The organism is Ruegeria sp. C9 (genome assembly GCF_056537585.1).
In genome coordinates this window covers 18,068-33,772 of the sequence record NZ_JBQFRU010000002.1, presented here as the reverse complement: position 1 = coordinate 33,772, position 15,705 = coordinate 18,068, and the positions used below count along the sequence as shown (strand labels likewise).

Here is a 15,705-nt window from a genome sequence, read left to right as displayed (position 1 = left end):
TTTATGGCTTTACCCAGCTGGGCAGCGTGAACTCGCCCGTCGCGTATTTCTCGGGGTACACAACTGCGGCAGTGCCGTCTTCATACCACTGAACAACGACCATCGACGGGGCCGCATCATCAAACGGCTCGGACAGATCAAAGCGAATGTTGTGAGGATAGGTGCGGCCTGTCACAGGCTCGACCTCATCATCGCCCCAGAAGGCGTAGCGCAGCCAAAGCTGACCATCCATCTCAAGAACCAGATCCTGCTTCTTCATTGCGTCGGCCCAGCCTTCGACATTGTCGAAGCCACCCGCCTCTTCCGCGGCAGCCATAGCCTGTTTCAGACCGTGGTAGGCGTTGAAACCATTGAAATGCGGCAGCAGTGGGCGGCTGTCATACTTGGCCTGATAGGTATCAACAAAGGCCTGACTGGCCGGATCCAGCTTGAATCCCACGGAAGGGATCGGTGACAGGGTCGAGATGCCGCCACCGGCTCCGCCGGTGTCTTCCCAATATTCCATACCTAATGCGGCTACGTTCACCCCTGTCATCGCCATGGGCACCTGCAGTTTGACATATTGCGACGAAACCACCTGCGAATTTACGGATGAGACCTGATAGATAAAGTCAGCCCCGGTATCCTGCGCCCGGCTGAAAATCGGCGCGAAATCAACGGTGGCTACGTCATAGGTGATGATGTCCTTGACCTCGATCCCCGCAACCGGCGCAAGCGCCTCGGTCACCAATCCGGTGATCGCTTCGCCAAATGCCGTATCCTCAGCCAGAATGACAACGGAGTCCCAACCCATCTTTTCCTTCAGAACATCCGCGCCGAAATTGATATAAAGCGTGGCAAGAGCCTCGTCTGAAGCGATGTTCATGAAATATGGTGCCATGCTTTCGGGATCTTCGACCACCATGTCGATGATGCCGATATATGACGTCCACGTGTCCAGCGTCGGAATTCGGTATTCCTGCATTCGCGGCAGCCAGCCCAGCGAAACATCATCGATAGAGCCTGAGATGATGAAATCCACTTCTTCGGTTTCCGCCAAGTATTCATAGGCCCGCACCCCTTCGGTCGGGTCCTGCCCAGTGTCGGCGGACACCAGCGTGATCTGTTCCCCCATAACGCCGCCATTCGCATTAAGCTCTTCAATCGCGATCTCTGCACCACGCAGCGTCGACAGACCGGTGTCTGAGGAAAGAGATCCAATAAAGCCCACCTTGATTTCAGCTGCGGCCGCCGAGGCCACAAGCGCGATACATGTTCCGCTGAGTAGCGCTGTCTTGATCATCACATTAGCTCCCTGTGTCTTATTGTGCCCTTCTTGTATTCTGTATACAGTACACAAGACGATAGTTCGATCAAATCCTTTCTTGGTGACTCATGTTCAGATTCCGCTGATTTCGCCGTTTTCGTCGTGAATTACCGCATCCACATCTATTTCCACCGTCAATCCGGGTTGCGTCAGCCCCGCTTGAACGGCTGTCAGAACAGGATCAATATCCTTAAATACCTCTCCGTGAACGCTCGCGAATTCACCCGCGCACGACAGATCGGTCAGATATGCGCGGACCCGGCCAACATGGCGCATCTCGGCACCGACGGCCTTAAGCGCCTCTTCTATACGGGACAGAATGTATTTTGTCTGGGCTCCCACATCTCCTGGCGCATGAATACGCCCGCTGGGTTCGATCGCTGTGGTCCCTGCGACCCAAACGAAGGGACCGATGCGCTTTGCGCGGGAATAAGACGCAACTTCTTCGAACCGCCCGCCTGACTTCCAGATGCGGAGGGTCACAGGCCTAACCTCGATCGGATGGCATCCGCCGCTTTCTGCAAGGCTGCTTGTTCTTGATCGGTCAGCCGCAACTCCTCGACTTCGACCAACCCGGAAGACCCCAGATGGGCAGGAACACCAAGCACAACCCCATCGATGCCATATTCCCCCTGCAACATGACCGAGACCGGAACCGGGCCGGTGCGTGCGCCCCGGATATGGTCGATCAACTCGATCGACGCGTGCGCCGGTGCTATGGTTGCGGAACCGGATTTCTTCAGGGCAACTACCTGCCCACCGCCGGTCACGGCGTCCTGAACGCAAGCCTCAATCTGATCAGGCGATAATAACACATCCAATGCCCTGCCCTTAATTTTGGCCCGGCTTGGGATTGGGGCCATCTCGTCCCCGTGACTTCCGAGCGTGAAGGCCTCGACATCAGCGGGCGCTACTCCCGCAGCCATAGCAAGGGCGTTGCGAAACCGGCTGCTGTCCAGCGTACCGGCCATTCCCAGCACCCGTTCACGAGGGAACCCGGTTGCGCGCAGCATTTCTACGGTCATTTCGTCAAGCGGATTGGTCACCACGATGACGATGGCATCAGGCGCAGCGGAGCGTAGGGCCTCAGCGGCCTGGCGGATCACGCGCGCATTCACGTCGATCAGATCCGCGCGGCTCATACCCGGACGCCGGGCACGGCCTGCGGTCACCACAATCACTTCGGCCCCGGCTACAAGATCTAACGACTCGCCGCCGACGCACCGGGCGCGCGCTCCGGTGATGCCTGACGTGTGGTTCAGATCCAACGCCGTAGCAGCGGCCATTCCGGGCGCAATATCGATCAGCGCGATCTCATCCGCGATATCCTGCATCGCCGCCAGATGCGCCACATTGCCCCCGACGCCCCCTGCCCCGATCATGGCAAGTTTGCCAAGCCTTCGAGCCTTGTGTTTCGCACGCACCGGAGCAACCCATTTTGGCGAGCGGCGATACAACACCCGCTGCATTGAAATAGCAGCGTCTGTACGCGTTGGTTGTGGCTTTTCCAGCGGTCCGTCGACAAGCTTTATGCCAACACGCTCGGCAGTTTCGCGTGCCAAGGCCGTCACGATATCGTCAGGCAGGACTTCAAACACGATCCGACCGCGACGGCGGGCATCTTCGACCGCCTCTGAACCTATGACGCGCGGCGCTGCCATCAGTTGGCTTGCCCGTCCACCGCCTCTATCGCGCGGGTTGCGGCCTCGACGGCGGTCTTGACCGAGTTTTCAGACCCCGAGATGAACAGGCGGCCAAACCGCCCCACGGCGCGCACTTCGACAATATCGATCTCTGCCGCCTTCTCCGCTTCATTCGCGGCAATCGAGATATAAGCAGCCGGGGCACATTCGACGATGCCCAGCGTCTGCCCTGGAACGATCAGAGCCCCCTTGCGCCATTTGTTCAGCAGTTGCGCCTGATAGGGTTCGACGCTGGTGATAATCTGCGTGGAACTGATCGCCGGTTTCAACCGGTCAGACATTGTTGCGCCGAGCTCGGCCAGCATCGCATCGCGCGCGGCGGACACCTCCGCATTCGACGGAGACCGCAGGATAAAGAACCCGAACTCGCGCTCGACCATCTGTGTTGTCGCCTCAACCGAAGATGCCTTGAGCGCCCGGTCGATCAGCGAGAATACTCCGTTACCCGGCGCAAACTCTCCGATCAAAACCGTATCCCCGGACAAGGGCACCGACCCTTGCACCGTCGCGCCATTGTACGCGGCGAATTTTGGTTGCAGGTTGTCGATCTGCATCAGCGCCCGGATGGTAATCTCGCTCATGCGCCATACTCCTCGTAAATGTCGCGCCAGGGTCTGCTTTCATAGGCTACCCGTTTGATGTTGATGAGATGCAGGGCCGTCACATTGTCCGAAGTGATCGAACCTGACCACGTCCCGGTGCCCAGCATGAAGGATGGTTCCAGATCAGTCGAATATCCCATACCGCCCATGATGCCCGGTGTATTCACCAGTACCCGACCCGTCGGCACGGTGGCAAAACGGGCCACGATCTCAGGGTCGTCCGAATGGATGACTGAGGAATGACCCCAGCCTTCGAACTTGGCGATGGATTGCGCCAGCTCGATCCCATGGTCTGTGGATTTCGCCGCGTAGAACGCCAGAACGGGGTTCAGCTTTTCTGCAGACAGCGGGCGCTGCCAACCTACTTCTGTCTCTTCCGAAACAAGGCACCGGGTGCGTGGTGGGATGGAAAAACCGGCAGCATCCGCCAGCGCCTGCGGGCTTTGCCCCACCTTCTCAGGGTCCATGGCCTGCACGCCTTTGAAGATCACCCCGGCAAGACGATCCGCTTCGGCCGGTGTGCAGAAATAGGCACCTTTCAATTTAAGCTCGTGGCGCAAATCACGTGCGATCTCGGGATCAGCGACGACGGCCTGCTCACTGACGCAGGCGGTCCCGTAGTCAAAGCTCTTCGACGTCACGATCATCTCGGCGACTTCCGCCAGATCGCGTGCTTTCGACTTGTGTACGTAACACGGCACGTTGCCCGCACCGACCGCGAGCGTGGGTTTGCCGCTGGAATACGCCGCTTTGACCATGGCCGGACCACCGGTTGCCATCACAACCGAGGTACGGCGATGTTTCATCAACTCGGCTGTGCCCTGAATTGTCACGGAATCCAGACATTGGATTAGACCCTTGGGCGCACCCATTTGTTCAGCCACGCGCGCCATAATTCGCACCGTTTCGATGCCACAACTCACACCACGCGGATGCGGCGCACACACGATCGCATTGCCTGCCTTCACCGCAGAAAGCACTTTGTAGATGATCGTTGAAGTGGGGTTCGTCACCGGGATCAGAGCTGCCACAACGCCCATCGGTTCACCGAAGGCTGCGATCTTTGTTGCATCATCGCGCCAAAGCAATCCCAGCGTTGTCACATCTCTTAGATAATCCGCGACTGAAAGCGCGTTGAACAGGTTCTTGACGCGCTTGTCCGGCACATTCCCATATCCGGTTTCCTCGACGGCCATTTGCCCCAGCCGTTCGGCTTCGGGCTCGATGGCGCGCGCCATGGCGTCGACTATTGCGTCTACCTGCGCCGGGTCAGTGCCCAAAAAGGCGCGATAAGCCTCGAAAGCGCTATCTGCGGCACGCCGTGCGGCGGCGATTGATTTCAGATCTGCATCCATCAAGAAGCTCCGGTGACGATGGTGTCAAAGATACGGCGCGCTTGATCAACGTCGCCCGCTGAAACCCCTATGGCTTCGAGGCGCCGTCCGGCGGCAGCCACATCCGCCCCCAAAATTCGGTCGGACATCGCGATCAGGCTGTTCGTCAACGGGCTCGGGATACCCGCAAGCTCACCCGCTGAGACCAAAGGTACAAGCGAGCCCAACACGCCATCCCGCATCATACTGCGCGACGTTTGCTGATCCGGGATCGGACGCGCGCCCGAGCCACGTTCGGCGCCGGCAAAGGTGGCTATCCACTGCCCTGTCTCCGGCAGGTTGCGAACTCCAAACGCAGCAGCAATGCGTCGCCGTTCGTCTGCAAGCCCCTGAATGACCTCTGTCTGGTCCGGACCAATCAGAGACGCAAAGGTCTGGTTATCCTCAAGCGGAACACCACCCATTGGAATGCCAGGACCACCTGTCCCCATTGCGGCACCGCCGAGGATCAGCGCAGGTATCTCGACTGCGGCCGACAGATCGTTGAAGCCGCACGACAAAACCGAGTCGACCGCCTGAACGTTGGACAAATAGGCGGACACGGCGTCCAGAACCTCTTCCCGACCGCACGGCAAGGTTGCCGCAGCCATCGGTGCCGCCTGCGAAAGCGTCAAAGCTGCGCACTCGGAACGGAACCAGTATGGCAGACCCTGAACCTCGACCAGCGTGACGTCCGCCGCGCAGCCTCCGATACGCAACAACCAGGCTGTTTCCACAGCCCCCAGAGATCGTCCTGGCGCAAGGACCAAGATTTGCCCGTCGCTGAGGTGATCGGCCAGCACCATCGCATACGTGCGCTGTTTGTGAAGCGGTCCGGTCAGGAATATCACCTGTGCATCGCGCACCGCTGCATCCAGCTCAGCAGTTGTGCGCACCGACGGCCCATCCCGATCGACTTGATAGGTCCCGACCGGACCCTCACCCCGAAGCGAGATGCCCGAGGACTGGGCCAACAGCGACAGTTCGGCCCCATAGGCCGAAAACAGTGTGACCTCAGCCCCTTCGGCAAGGCAAAGAGCTGCCAACAGGCGTGCATCAGCCCCGCCGCCCAACACCGATATCCGGTCGAGCTTGGGATGTTCAGGTGCACCCCGGGTTGAGCCACGTGTCGCTGCACGCGTGAATTCCTCGAAACCGGCTGACATAGCGTCTCCTCAAGACAGACGGATTAAGCCGCAGAGCCAGCACCAAGGCTGTCGATTATGGCCTCAAGTTCATCATGTGGGCGCGCGATCACGTGGACGGATACGACTTCACCAACTTTATTTGCCGCTGTCGCACCTGCATCCGCGGCGGCTTTGACTGCGCCGACTTCACCACGCACAAGGGTGGTGACCAGGCCTCCGCCAGCCTTGGTTTGGCCGACAATCGAAACGCTGGCCGCCTTGACCATCGCATCTGCCGCTTCGATCGCGCCGACCAGTCCGCGCGTTTCGATCATGCCCAGGGCCATTTGCCCCGCCACTGGTTTCGCCATTTTTAGTTCCTCCAAAGAAATTTAGATGTTTGGTGTTCTTGGTTCAGGTCGTGGACACGCGATCCACAATCGCGATGATCGCCAGATCGACGGGCGCGGTGGACAGACCGGCGGCCATACGCGCCGCCGAGCCGTTGACCAGCAGAACCGTATCCCCCACCCCGGCACCGCAGGTGTCGACGGCGACCCGCGCCGGTTCGATCACCTTGCCTTTGCTATCGACCAAATCCGTCACCAGCAGTTTCGTACCGACCAGTTTTGCGTCTTTGGCCGTGGCTGTGACGGTCCCGGCGACCTTGCCCAAATGCATCAGAAGGTCCTCAGGTAACGGTCCAACTCAACCGGAGTGACCTGTTGATTGAAGAATTCAAGCTCGCGCTCAGCCTGCTGCAGAACCAGCTCCCACAGCATTTCGCCCATGAGATCGCGAAGCCATTCGGATCCTCGCGCCAGTTCGATCGCCGTTGGCAAGTCGGTCGGGATCGGATCGCCGATCCCTTCTTCGTAACCGTTGCCGGTTGTCGGCTCTGACGGAGCCAGGCCCTGCTCGATCCCGTCCAGCCCCGCTGCAATCTCGGCCGCCAGCAGAAGGTAGGGATTGGCATCTGCACCAGCGTCACGTTTTTCTACGCGCACCGCGCTGTCGGATCCTTCAATGACCCGAATACCAACGGTCCGGTTGTCATAACCCCAGCTCGTGTTGATCGGGCAGAAAGTATAAGGCTGACGGCGTCGATAACCATTGACGGTGCCACTGCCACAGATTGCCGTTTCGCACATGCGTTGTTGCAGCCCGGCGATGAAGGATTTGCCAGTATCGTTTATCTTGCCGTTATCGGCAAAGACATTCTTGCCGTCTTTCCAAAGAGAGTAGTGTGTGTGGAAGCCGTTGCCGGACTGATCGAAGAACGGTTTTGGCATGAAGGTTGCCAGATAGCCGTGGGCGATGCCCAGCTGGCGGATCAGCGACTTAAACAAGACGACACGATCTGCCGCTGCGAGCGCTTCGCCGTAACGGATATTCACCTCAATCTGACCCGCAGCGTATTCGGGGTTCGATTGCTCGATTGGAATACCGCACTCGTTGATCTGTTGGCGGATCGGCCCAACGATGTGCTCCATCCGCGCAGCACGGCCCAGACCGTAGACCTGGATCCCGCTATCGCGCGGCTGTCCGGTCTCCGGATCCAGTAGATAGAATTCAAGTTCAGTACCGACATTGACCTCGAACCCCATTTCGCGGGCCCGTTCAACTTGACGCACCAACGCCTGACGCGGATCGATCGGAACCGGCTTGTGATCCATACCTTCCGCCCGACCAAAGCAAACAGCGACGCCTGGCTCCCACGGCACAGCGACGGGCTGGGTCATTGGGAAGACGTGCATATCGGGGTAGCCGTTGTCGAAATTGACATAAGGCGTATCCCAGACGTCGCACGTCATATCGATCGCCATCAATGCAATCGACAGCGCATTGCCGCTTTTGCAGACGTGGTCCCAGTGGCTGGCCGGAATGCGCTTGCCGCGCATGATGCCGTTGAGGTCACCCACACCGAGTATGACGGTGTGCGTGCCTTCGGGCAGATCAAATCCCGAACTCATTGATGCGCTCTCCCTGTTTTTTGGCTTTATAATTGTTGTATTCTGTATACAGTATTCACAAAGACAATCGATAAACAAGGAAAATCTGCATCATGTCCAAGAACTCGGTCATCGTTGTCGGAGGCGGCATCGTCGGCGTCATGACGGCGCTTACACTGCAACGACGTGGTGAGGCAGTGACTTTGATAGATCGCTGGGAACCGGGACATTCCCGTGCATCTTCAACGGATTACAACCGTGTCATCCGTGCGATTTCCGGGCGGGATGAGTTCTATACACGTTGGGCCCGCGAAAGCCGCCTGCGCTGGCTGGAACTGCAAGCCGAGAGCGGCCAGAACCTGATGTATGAATGCGGTGCGCTGATTCTTGCAACAGGCGGTCATTGCGACTGGGAGAACGCCACAGCCGAAACCTTCGACCGCGTTGGTGTGCCCTACTACAAGTTCGGGCGGCAGGACATCGAATCGCGATTTCCGCAGTTTCGCGTTCCTGACATCGAATACGCCCTGTTCGAACCCGAAGCCGGAATGCTGATGGCGCATCGCTGCGTCCTGACCGGGCTTGAGCTGTTTCGTCGAGCGGGCGGGATCGTACAGCGCGGTCGCGTGACCACCGATGGATCAGAGCGCCCAATGCTGGATGGAAAGCCGCTTGAGGCTGATCTTATCATTGTCTCAACCGGCCCCTGGATGGCGGACATGTTCCCCAGGACGATCAAGCCGATATCGACGGTGGTTGGTGTGAATGTCCTCTATACCTCGACGCCAGATGGGTCCGAGGAGTTCGATATGAGCCGGATGCCCTGCTGGATCGATCATGGTCAGGGCTCATTCGGGCTACCCTCATCCGAAGGTTCAGGCGTGAAAGCCGCGGTCGTCATCCCGGACAAGATCGATCTGGACAATGACGAAAGGCTAATCCGACAGGAAACGCTAGGACGCACTCGCAGCTACATCCGTCATCGTCTTCCGGGCCTTGAAGGTGAGCGGATAGTGGATTCCAAATTCAACCAGATCATCCTGACACCTGACACGCACTTTATTGTCGACTGGCACCCCGAGCATGAATACGTGCTGTTCGCCGGAGGCTGCTCGGGACATCTGTTCAAACACGCGCCGGTTTTTGCAGAGTTTGCGGCAGGTGTTGGAATGAAGGATTTCGGAACGGCTGATCGTTTCAAGATCACTGGTCGAAGAAAACTGAGCCCAAAAGAAAGTCCAAGCGGGCGTTAACCTTCTGAAAGCGCCGCATAGAGCCCTGAATTCGGGCACTTTTCCTGAGGCAGGCGAACACCTGATCGAATTGCATCTCGGCAGGTCTTTGCTTGGCGACAATGTCCACATTTTTCCGCCAACTCAAGGCCAAGCTCAGGATGGGCCTTAAGATCATCTTCACTCAGGCCAAACTGACTAGCCATCGAGAGTATACGCTCTCGCGCGTTGGGCGCGCCAGAACGCAACATGGCCAAATCAGTGCGGGACAGGCCGAGATCCGATAGCTCCAGATCGCTGATACTTCCCTCGCGTGGAGCATTCACAATCCGCGCAATCCTCTCAAAGAAATCCTTGTATCCCGTCATTGCCAAATCTCCCAACCGATTGCGTATACAGTATACATAGTGCGGCTTGGCTGGACTTGATTAGGATCAAGAGCCGCTCGCTCAAAGGCTTATTGCTCAGGGACGTATGTACCGCGAAAAAGCTCTACTGCTTGAAGCGCTGCAATATCGTCGGGCACATTTGCCGCGCTGACCGAGGACATCCCATCATCCGCTTCCGTAGCTGACAAAAGCACCTCTCGACCTCTGGTGAACAGATCGCGCAAGTGATGCGCCTTGTATTCGGGATGAAACTGAACAGAGCGGGCAGGAAAATCATAATCCAGTGCACCAACTGGACAGTGGCCCGCTGATCCGGTCACCCGAGCCGAGTCCGGAATGCTTGTTACCTGATCCTGATGCCAGACATATGCATCCACGCTATCTCCGCCATAGTTGAAGGGCCGTGCGCCAACGACATTGCCTACCTCGACTTTCTCGGCCCGACCACCATAGACGTCAGCCATGATCTGATGTCCGAAACAGATACCAAAGACTGGTTTTCGGATTTCTCGACAACGGTCCAGGAAGGCACGTAGCGGCTGCATCCAATCCGTGTCATCATAAACGCCAAATTCAGATCCGCCGACTATAGCGCCGTCGAAATCGCTCTCGTCCGGGAGCGGTTCTCCATCAACGACCCCGACTACTACGAACTCGGCTTCCGGTAGGTGTGGGGCGATCCACTCCTGAATCTGCTGTGAAGTCCGCGGCATTCCCTCCAACAATGGCAGCGGGTGGCTAGTCAACTCAAGAACTGCGATTTTCACCAGTCAAAAGCCCTGTCAATTCCAGCCATTTTCACCCCAGTGAAAGCTGACGCTTGAAAGCTAAGCGCACGCAAGTCTTCGGTTTCCAGATTGTGTACCGAGGACTTTCCGCAGGCTTTCGCAAGCGCTGTAATCTCCATGGTCATGGCCGTCAGATAGCGCGCAATGCGCTCTGCCCCTGCATTAGGGTTCATACGAGCTTCGAGACTTTCATCCTGCGTCGCAATGCCAACCGGGCAACGACCAGTGTGGCAATGGTGGCAGGCGCCCGGCGAGGTTCCCAACGCCGCGTAATCTTCGAGATAGCGCGGACTGTTGCATCCTAGCGCAACCATGGCCGCGTTGCCGATCATCACAGCGTCAGCACCGAGGGCCAGACACTTCGCGGCGTCCACACCGGACCGAATGCCACCGGCAGCGACCAGAGAGACTTTGCCGGTCATGCCGCATTCGTCCAATGCTTCACGCGCGGCACGAATAGCGCTCATCGTTGGGATTCCGGTATGGTTTAGCAATAGCTCCGGAGACGCGCCGGTGCCACCTTCGGCACCATCAACTACTACAACATCTGCACCCGCTTTGGCAGCAACTGCCACGTCAAACCGGGGACGTGTCGCACCCATCTTGATGAAGATTGGCACCTGATAGTTGGTGGCGATGCGCAATTCTTCAATCTTCACTGCCAAATCATCAGCGCCGAGAAAATCGGGATGGCGGATCGTAGATCGCTGATCCACACCTTCGGGCAAAGTTCGCATCTGGCTGACGCGCGGGCTGACCTTCATGCCCAGCAGCAGACCCCCGGTTCCGGGTTTCGCACCCTGCCCCACGACAAGTTCCAAGGCATCCGCGCGGCGCAGATGATCCAGATCCACACCATACCGCGCGGGTGACATCTGATAGAGCAGGCGTTGGGAGGCTTCGCGCTCCTCTTCCAGCATGCCACCCTCACCCGTGCAAGTCATGGTTCCTACTTTCGAGGCCCCATAACCCAGCGATGCCTTGGCCGATGCCGACAAAGCACCAAAGGACATTGAAGCGATGTAGATCGGGATCTTCAATTCAAGCGGGCGCTCCACAAGGCCGCGTCCTCCACCCAGTACGGTCGTCGTATCGCAATTCTCGCGATAGCCTTCCAGCGGCAGGCGGGTCATCGTTGCAGGAACGAATGTCAGATCATCAAAGGTCGGCAATTGCTTGTTGAACGTGTTGTATCCACGTACCTGATAGCGCCCAAGCTGCGCCAGCGCGTGAACTTCCGAGATCGCCTCGGGTGTCCAGCGGGTCGAACCTCCTTCATCATACGACGAAGGAACGCCAGCCGGGCGGCCGTCGATCGCTCCCGCATCGCGGAACCTGATTTCCTCTTCCGAGGCAACGTCGAACGGATATTCGTAAGGTTTACTCAGATCATGAGCCATGCGCTTGCGTCCCTGCTTTCAAAATACCAAAGACGCTGGCCCGAAACCATTTTGCGCCAATTTCGCGAACTGTCGACAAGCCCGAGCGGGTCGAGGATCGCATCGACCTCGGCCACTTCTTCAGCAGTCGGTTCGATCACGTCGACATCCACACCCAGGCTGTCGACCTCGCCAGCTACCCAGACTTCGCCTTCCCAAAGCGCATCAGCACAGGATTCACCCGCACCGCCAAGCGCTATGATCCGACCGGAATGCGCCATGAAGCCGGACTGATAGCCAATCTTTCCTTCGACGACGATGTTTCCACCTTTCATCGCAACGCCCACCCTTGGCCCCGCATCGCCTTTGACATGGATCGTGCCGCCGATCATCGCAGCACCACAGGACATACCGGCATAGCCACCGACAGTGATGTGCCCTTTGGCCATACCTTCGCCAACGGCCCAGCCGCAGTTGCGTTCGATAGTGATTTTCGCCCCGGTATTGAGACCGCCGCAGTAATAACCAACCGACCCCTCGAAAGTGATATCCACATTGTCTGGCAGACCCACGCCCAAATTATGACGAGACAGCGTATCTACCACGCGGATCGGCCGACCCATTGTGCAGGCTTCCATTATCTCACGATTGACCTCGCGGATATGTCGCTTGCCGACTTCGATGACGATCTCATCCATCTTTGCAGCCACCTCATTCATGCCGCCAAACTCCGGTTTCCGACGCCCCAGATACCGGTCAGCGACGGGCCGTCGTAGTTGATCACATCGCATTCCTCGGTCATCACCCGGCGGACCGCTTGTTCTTCGGTCGCAGCCGCCAGATCGCCATTGCGGTTGACGACGACCAGAGGCTTCATTGCAAATCGGTCTTTGGCAAACCCAATCCCGTTTGGCGTTGCGATCATGTAGGTAAACACACCATCGATAGAGGTAATGGACTTCTTTAGCGCCTGCTCCATGGTCAGGCCCGCCTTCATCTGGTCGCTGACCCACACGGCAATCAACTCGCTGTCATTCTCAGTCAAGAACCGATAACCCATTCGGGTCAGCTTATCGCGCCAAGTAAAGTAATCGGTGATCTGCCCGTTATGTACGATCGCGACATCCGAAAATGGGCGCGCCCAGAACGGATGCGATGCGTTAGGCAATACCGAACTTTCCGTCGCAAGCCGCGCATGCCCCAGCCCATGTGTTCCTATCATCTCGCGAACGCCGTGCTTTTCTGCCACGGCTTCGGCGCCACCAATATCCTTGATGATCTCAAGACTGCGGCCGCAGGATTGAACTTCAATGCGGTCTGTCAGCTCATCCGCGTCCGCGACCCAGGCTTGAAGATTCCTTGGGTCTGAAATTTCCATCCGAAAGCAATAGTGACGACTTTGGTCCGTTACGATTTGGGGGTCAGACAGAAAGCTGCTTCCGTGTTCACGCAATATCGTTTCAAACGCGGAGAGATCCGCATCCTGTTGAGACTTGTCGAATCCCATTCCGCGTAAAACGTATCCCGTTTCTCGTGGCAAACCATAAACGGCGAAGCCAGTGCTGTCGGCGCCTCGATGTTCCTGCGCATCCATCAGGTCAACAAGATCCGCCCCAACCTTCCCGGGCGCGGCCAGTATTCTACCAGCAATTCCACACATGAAGAGCTCCCTGTTCATTCTTTCCTGTATACTGTATACAGTACACGAACAATAGCAACCCCATTCGCCTTGGCAGCAGTTGTTTTATTGAATACAGAATTCATGAAGGACAGAAAGAGAGGCGCCGAGTGGCTCTGAAACAAATCAAAACACAACGCAGACGCCTGGCGGACGAGGTCTATGATCAACTGGTCGAAGCCATCATGAGTCGCGAGATCACCGGTGAAGATCGGCTGGTGCAGGAAAAGCTGGCCGCCGAGTTGAACATCAGCAGGACGCCTGTACGTGAAGCGCTCATGCGGTTGGAGACTGAAGGCGTGTTGGAAGTGGCCGCCAGCGGCGGATTTCGACTGGCGCGCATGGACCAGACCGAGGTGCGGCAACTATACCAGGCACGTGCAGCCATCGAAGGACAAGCCGCGCGCATACTTGCGGTACACGCTGAACCAGAGGTGCTGGATCGATTGCGCGAACTCATTCGTCGCGAAGAAGATCTGAGCCAGCCGACGACCCGAGACTACTTTATCGCGAACCGGCGCATTCACCGTGCCTTCATGGTTGAGGCGGGCAACAAATTTCTGATCGATATGTTCGATATGATCTGGGGCAAAGCGATGGCGTTCCATCTGTTTTCAGCGATTGAGAATGTTGATATCTCCAAATCGCTCGGAAACCACCTGACGCTCGTTGACGCGATAACGACGGGTGATGTCACCGAAGCGCTGGAAACTTTCACCAGCCACATTCAGGAAGGTTTCGACCTTCAGATCGAAGGTCTGAAAGAAGCGGATAACGGTTAAACCGCGTTTCAGAACGAGCGGCCAATCAGGGCCTTTGCCTGATTGGCCGCAGCTTGTTCAAATCACGAAATGCAGCCTGTCGAACTCAGCGCGCCATCCAGATACCTCGGATGGAACGGATTCACCGCTCAAGCCACGTCGGATCAGTTCTGCCAGACGCTCTGCATCTCCTGCTGTCATACCCCACCGGACCAGCTCGGGCGTGCCGATCCGTAGGCCATTCATGTCGCCTTCCACCGGCTCAACTGGCAATCCGATGCCACTTGCCAGAAACCCGGATTTACGAAGCAGTTTGGAGGCAGTCTGACCGCCACCATACGGCGCTGCCAGTACCGCGAATTGATGAGAATTGGTGAAACCCTCTCCACCCGCGAAGACCGGAACACCTTGCGCATCCAACGCGGCAGCAAGTGCTTTGGACATCGCAATCATCTCATCTGCATAGGCTGAGCCGAACTCTTTCCAATCCAGCATGGTGACGGCAAGTGCAGCCGTTTTTGCGGCATCAAAGTTGGCTGTCATACCGGGGAAAGCAATTGCATCCAACGACCGGGCGATTTCTGCATCGTTCGACACAATCAGACCCCCGGCCGGTCCGCCCAGGCTTTTGTAGGTACTCATGGTCATGAAATGCGCACCCTCCTTCAGCGGGTTGCACCACGCACGCCCGGCGATGATGCCGCACTGGTGGGCGGCGTCGAACATGACCTTTGCGCCGATTTCATCCGCTATGGCACGCACTTCGGCCACGGGATGCTCAAACAGGTTCAGACTGCCGCCTATCGTGATTAGCTTGGGGCATTCGGTCTTCGCCAATGCCCTCAACCGGTCCAGATCAACGGTATACCCATCCGCATTGACGGGGGCCTCAATAGTGCGCAGACCAAACAGCCCCGCACACCCCGCCAAATGATGAGTCACATGGCCACCAATCGATGCTGGCGGAGCAATTATTGCATCACCGGGTTTGCAGGTCGCCATAAAACCATAGAGGTTGGCAATTGCGCCCGAAGGCACGCGAACCTCGGCGAATTGCGCATCGAAGACATCGGCACACAACTCTGCTGCGATGACTTCGATCTCTTCGATCGCCTCCAACCCCATTTCATATTTGTCACCAGGATATCCCAGCGATGGTCTGGACCCGATGCCTGACGACAAAAGTGCCTCGGCCTTTGGGTTCATGACATTTGTCGCCGGGTTGAGGTTGAAGCACTCTTTTTCGTGAATGCGCCGGTTTTCCTCTGCCAGATTCTCGATCCGGGCCAGTAAATCGCCAGACGACAACGATGCGGCCTTGGTCGCGATATCCTGAATCAGGGTTTCGCTTGCGGCAGGCACCCAGTCTCTTTGTACAAGTGTCATCTGACATCCTCCTGTTTTTCGCAGTTTGG

At 57.5% G+C, this 15,705-nt stretch carries 17 protein-coding genes; 2 read left to right on the top strand and 15 right to left on the bottom strand.

Annotation, left to right across the window (positions count from 1 at the left end; translation table 11 throughout):
* Position 1: 1 nt before the first annotated feature.
* The 9 genes from ACR0NE_RS04285 to ACR0NE_RS04245 form a co-directional block, all read right to left on the bottom strand.
* Positions 2-1,282 carry an ABC transporter substrate-binding protein gene (locus ACR0NE_RS04285; RefSeq protein ID WP_170510280.1) on the bottom strand — a complete coding sequence of 427 codons (1,281 nt, stop codon included), beginning with the start codon at positions 1,280-1,282 and terminating at the stop codon, positions 2-4.
* Between the two features lie 96 nt (positions 1,283-1,378).
* Positions 1,379-1,789, bottom strand: a complete 411-nt coding sequence (locus ACR0NE_RS04280; protein WP_170510692.1) for a Rid family hydrolase — start codon at positions 1,787-1,789, stop codon at positions 1,379-1,381.
* Positions 1,786-2,967 carry a malate dehydrogenase gene (locus ACR0NE_RS04275; protein WP_170595806.1) on the bottom strand — a complete coding sequence of 394 codons (1,182 nt, stop codon included), beginning with the start codon at positions 2,965-2,967 and terminating at the stop codon, positions 1,786-1,788. Before ACR0NE_RS04275 ends, ACR0NE_RS04280 begins: the two co-directional genes overlap by 4 nt.
* Positions 2,967-3,590: a BMC domain-containing protein gene (locus tag ACR0NE_RS04270; RefSeq protein WP_170393272.1), complete on the bottom strand. Its 624-nt coding sequence runs from the start codon at positions 3,588-3,590 to the stop codon at positions 2,967-2,969. Before ACR0NE_RS04270 ends, ACR0NE_RS04275 begins: the two co-directional genes overlap by 1 nt.
* Positions 3,587-4,966 carry an aldehyde dehydrogenase family protein gene (locus ACR0NE_RS04265; RefSeq protein ID WP_170465420.1) on the bottom strand — a complete coding sequence of 460 codons (1,380 nt, stop codon included), beginning with the start codon at positions 4,964-4,966 and terminating at the stop codon, positions 3,587-3,589. Before ACR0NE_RS04265 ends, ACR0NE_RS04270 begins: the two co-directional genes overlap by 4 nt.
* A complete protein-coding gene (locus ACR0NE_RS04260; protein ID WP_170595808.1) occupies positions 4,966-6,150 on the bottom strand; it encodes a hypothetical protein in 1,185 nt (394 codons plus the stop codon). The genes ACR0NE_RS04265 and ACR0NE_RS04260 overlap by 1 nt, the downstream gene beginning before the upstream one ends.
* A 23-nt stretch (positions 6,151-6,173) precedes the next feature.
* A complete protein-coding gene (locus tag ACR0NE_RS04255; RefSeq protein WP_170393275.1) occupies positions 6,174-6,482 on the bottom strand; it encodes a BMC domain-containing protein in 309 nt (102 codons plus the stop codon).
* Between the two features lie 43 nt (positions 6,483-6,525).
* Positions 6,526-6,792, bottom strand: a complete 267-nt coding sequence (locus ACR0NE_RS04250; RefSeq protein WP_170393276.1) for a EutN/CcmL family microcompartment protein — start codon at positions 6,790-6,792, stop codon at positions 6,526-6,528.
* Positions 6,792-8,084 carry a glutamine synthetase family protein gene (locus ACR0NE_RS04245; RefSeq protein WP_170405351.1) on the bottom strand — a complete coding sequence of 431 codons (1,293 nt, stop codon included), beginning with the start codon at positions 8,082-8,084 and terminating at the stop codon, positions 6,792-6,794. The genes ACR0NE_RS04250 and ACR0NE_RS04245 overlap by 1 nt, the downstream gene beginning before the upstream one ends.
* 92 nt (positions 8,085-8,176) lie before the next feature.
* On the opposite strand from ACR0NE_RS04245, the gene ACR0NE_RS04240 reads away from it, so the two are divergent.
* Positions 8,177-9,316 (top strand): FAD-dependent oxidoreductase, encoded by a 1,140-nt coding sequence (locus tag ACR0NE_RS04240; RefSeq protein WP_170595810.1) that lies wholly within the window; start codon positions 8,177-8,179, stop codon positions 9,314-9,316.
* On the opposite strand, the gene ACR0NE_RS04235 is transcribed toward ACR0NE_RS04240, so the two are convergent.
* From ACR0NE_RS04235 to ACR0NE_RS04215, 5 genes are all read right to left on the bottom strand, one after another.
* On the bottom strand, positions 9,313-9,663 hold the full coding sequence (locus tag ACR0NE_RS04235; protein WP_170405345.1) for a hypothetical protein: 351 nt from the start codon (positions 9,661-9,663) through the stop codon (positions 9,313-9,315). The genes ACR0NE_RS04240 and ACR0NE_RS04235 overlap by 4 nt on opposite strands.
* Before the next feature lie 89 nt (positions 9,664-9,752).
* Complete coding sequence (locus ACR0NE_RS04230) at positions 9,753-10,397, bottom strand: type 1 glutamine amidotransferase (protein ID WP_170405343.1); 645 nt, start codon at positions 10,395-10,397, stop codon at positions 9,753-9,755.
* 50 nt (positions 10,398-10,447) lie between these two features.
* Positions 10,448-11,872, bottom strand: a complete 1,425-nt coding sequence (locus tag ACR0NE_RS04225; RefSeq protein ID WP_170393281.1) for an FMN-binding glutamate synthase family protein — start codon at positions 11,870-11,872, stop codon at positions 10,448-10,450.
* A complete protein-coding gene (locus ACR0NE_RS04220; protein ID WP_170405341.1) occupies positions 11,857-12,570 on the bottom strand; it encodes a GltB/FmdC/FwdC-like GXGXG domain-containing protein in 714 nt (237 codons plus the stop codon). The genes ACR0NE_RS04225 and ACR0NE_RS04220 overlap by 16 nt, the downstream gene beginning before the upstream one ends.
* Entirely contained in the window at positions 12,567-13,511 is a 945-nt protein-coding gene (locus tag ACR0NE_RS04215) for a class II glutamine amidotransferase domain-containing protein (protein WP_170595812.1), read from the bottom strand. Before ACR0NE_RS04215 ends, ACR0NE_RS04220 begins: the two co-directional genes overlap by 4 nt.
* A gap of 128 nt (positions 13,512-13,639) precedes the next feature.
* Between ACR0NE_RS04215 and ACR0NE_RS04210 the strand changes: the two genes are divergently transcribed.
* Entirely contained in the window at positions 13,640-14,311 is a 672-nt protein-coding gene (locus ACR0NE_RS04210; protein WP_170595814.1) for a GntR family transcriptional regulator, read from the top strand.
* Positions 14,312-14,368: 57 nt separating this feature from the next.
* On the opposite strand, the gene ACR0NE_RS04205 is transcribed toward ACR0NE_RS04210, so the two are convergent.
* Positions 14,369-15,676: an aminotransferase class I/II-fold pyridoxal phosphate-dependent enzyme gene (locus ACR0NE_RS04205; protein ID WP_170595816.1), complete on the bottom strand. Its 1,308-nt coding sequence runs from the start codon at positions 15,674-15,676 to the stop codon at positions 14,369-14,371.
* Between the last annotated feature and the right edge of the window lie 29 nt (positions 15,677-15,705).

What these genes read in the sequence shown, in the direction of transcription:
- ACR0NE_RS04240 (WP_170595810.1), top strand. Translation starts at nt 8,177, where the DNA reads ATGTCCAAGAACTCGGTCATCGTTGTCGGAGGCGGCATCGTCGGCGTC.
- ACR0NE_RS04215 (WP_170595812.1), bottom strand. Translation starts at nt 13,511, where the DNA reads ATGTGTGGAATTGCTGGTAGAATACTGGCCGCGCCCGGGAAGGTTGGG.
- ACR0NE_RS04245 (WP_170405351.1), bottom strand. Translation starts at nt 8,084, where the DNA reads ATGAGTTCGGGATTTGATCTGCCCGAAGGCACGCACACCGTCATACTC.
- ACR0NE_RS04255 (WP_170393275.1), bottom strand. Translation starts at nt 6,482, where the DNA reads ATGGCGAAACCAGTGGCGGGGCAAATGGCCCTGGGCATGATCGAAACG.
- ACR0NE_RS04270 (WP_170393272.1), bottom strand. Translation starts at nt 3,590, where the DNA reads ATGAGCGAGATTACCATCCGGGCGCTGATGCAGATCGACAACCTGCAA.
- ACR0NE_RS04265 (WP_170465420.1), bottom strand. Translation starts at nt 4,966, where the DNA reads ATGGATGCAGATCTGAAATCAATCGCCGCCGCACGGCGTGCCGCAGAT.
- ACR0NE_RS04235 (WP_170405345.1), bottom strand. Translation starts at nt 9,663, where the DNA reads ATGACGGGATACAAGGATTTCTTTGAGAGGATTGCGCGGATTGTGAAT.
- ACR0NE_RS04275 (WP_170595806.1), bottom strand. Translation starts at nt 2,967, where the DNA reads ATGGCAGCGCCGCGCGTCATAGGTTCAGAGGCGGTCGAAGATGCCCGC.
- ACR0NE_RS04260 (WP_170595808.1), bottom strand. Translation starts at nt 6,150, where the DNA reads ATGTCAGCCGGTTTCGAGGAATTCACGCGTGCAGCGACACGTGGCTCA.
- ACR0NE_RS04220 (WP_170405341.1), bottom strand. Translation starts at nt 12,570, where the DNA reads ATGAATGAGGTGGCTGCAAAGATGGATGAGATCGTCATCGAAGTCGGC.
- ACR0NE_RS04205 (WP_170595816.1), bottom strand. Translation starts at nt 15,676, where the DNA reads ATGACACTTGTACAAAGAGACTGGGTGCCTGCCGCAAGCGAAACCCTG.
- ACR0NE_RS04285 (WP_170510280.1), bottom strand. Translation starts at nt 1,282, where the DNA reads ATGATCAAGACAGCGCTACTCAGCGGAACATGTATCGCGCTTGTGGCC.
- ACR0NE_RS04250 (WP_170393276.1), bottom strand. Translation starts at nt 6,792, where the DNA reads ATGCATTTGGGCAAGGTCGCCGGGACCGTCACAGCCACGGCCAAAGAC.
- ACR0NE_RS04225 (WP_170393281.1), bottom strand. Translation starts at nt 11,872, where the DNA reads ATGGCTCATGATCTGAGTAAACCTTACGAATATCCGTTCGACGTTGCC.
- ACR0NE_RS04230 (WP_170405343.1), bottom strand. Translation starts at nt 10,397, where the DNA reads ATGCCGCGGACTTCACAGCAGATTCAGGAGTGGATCGCCCCACACCTA.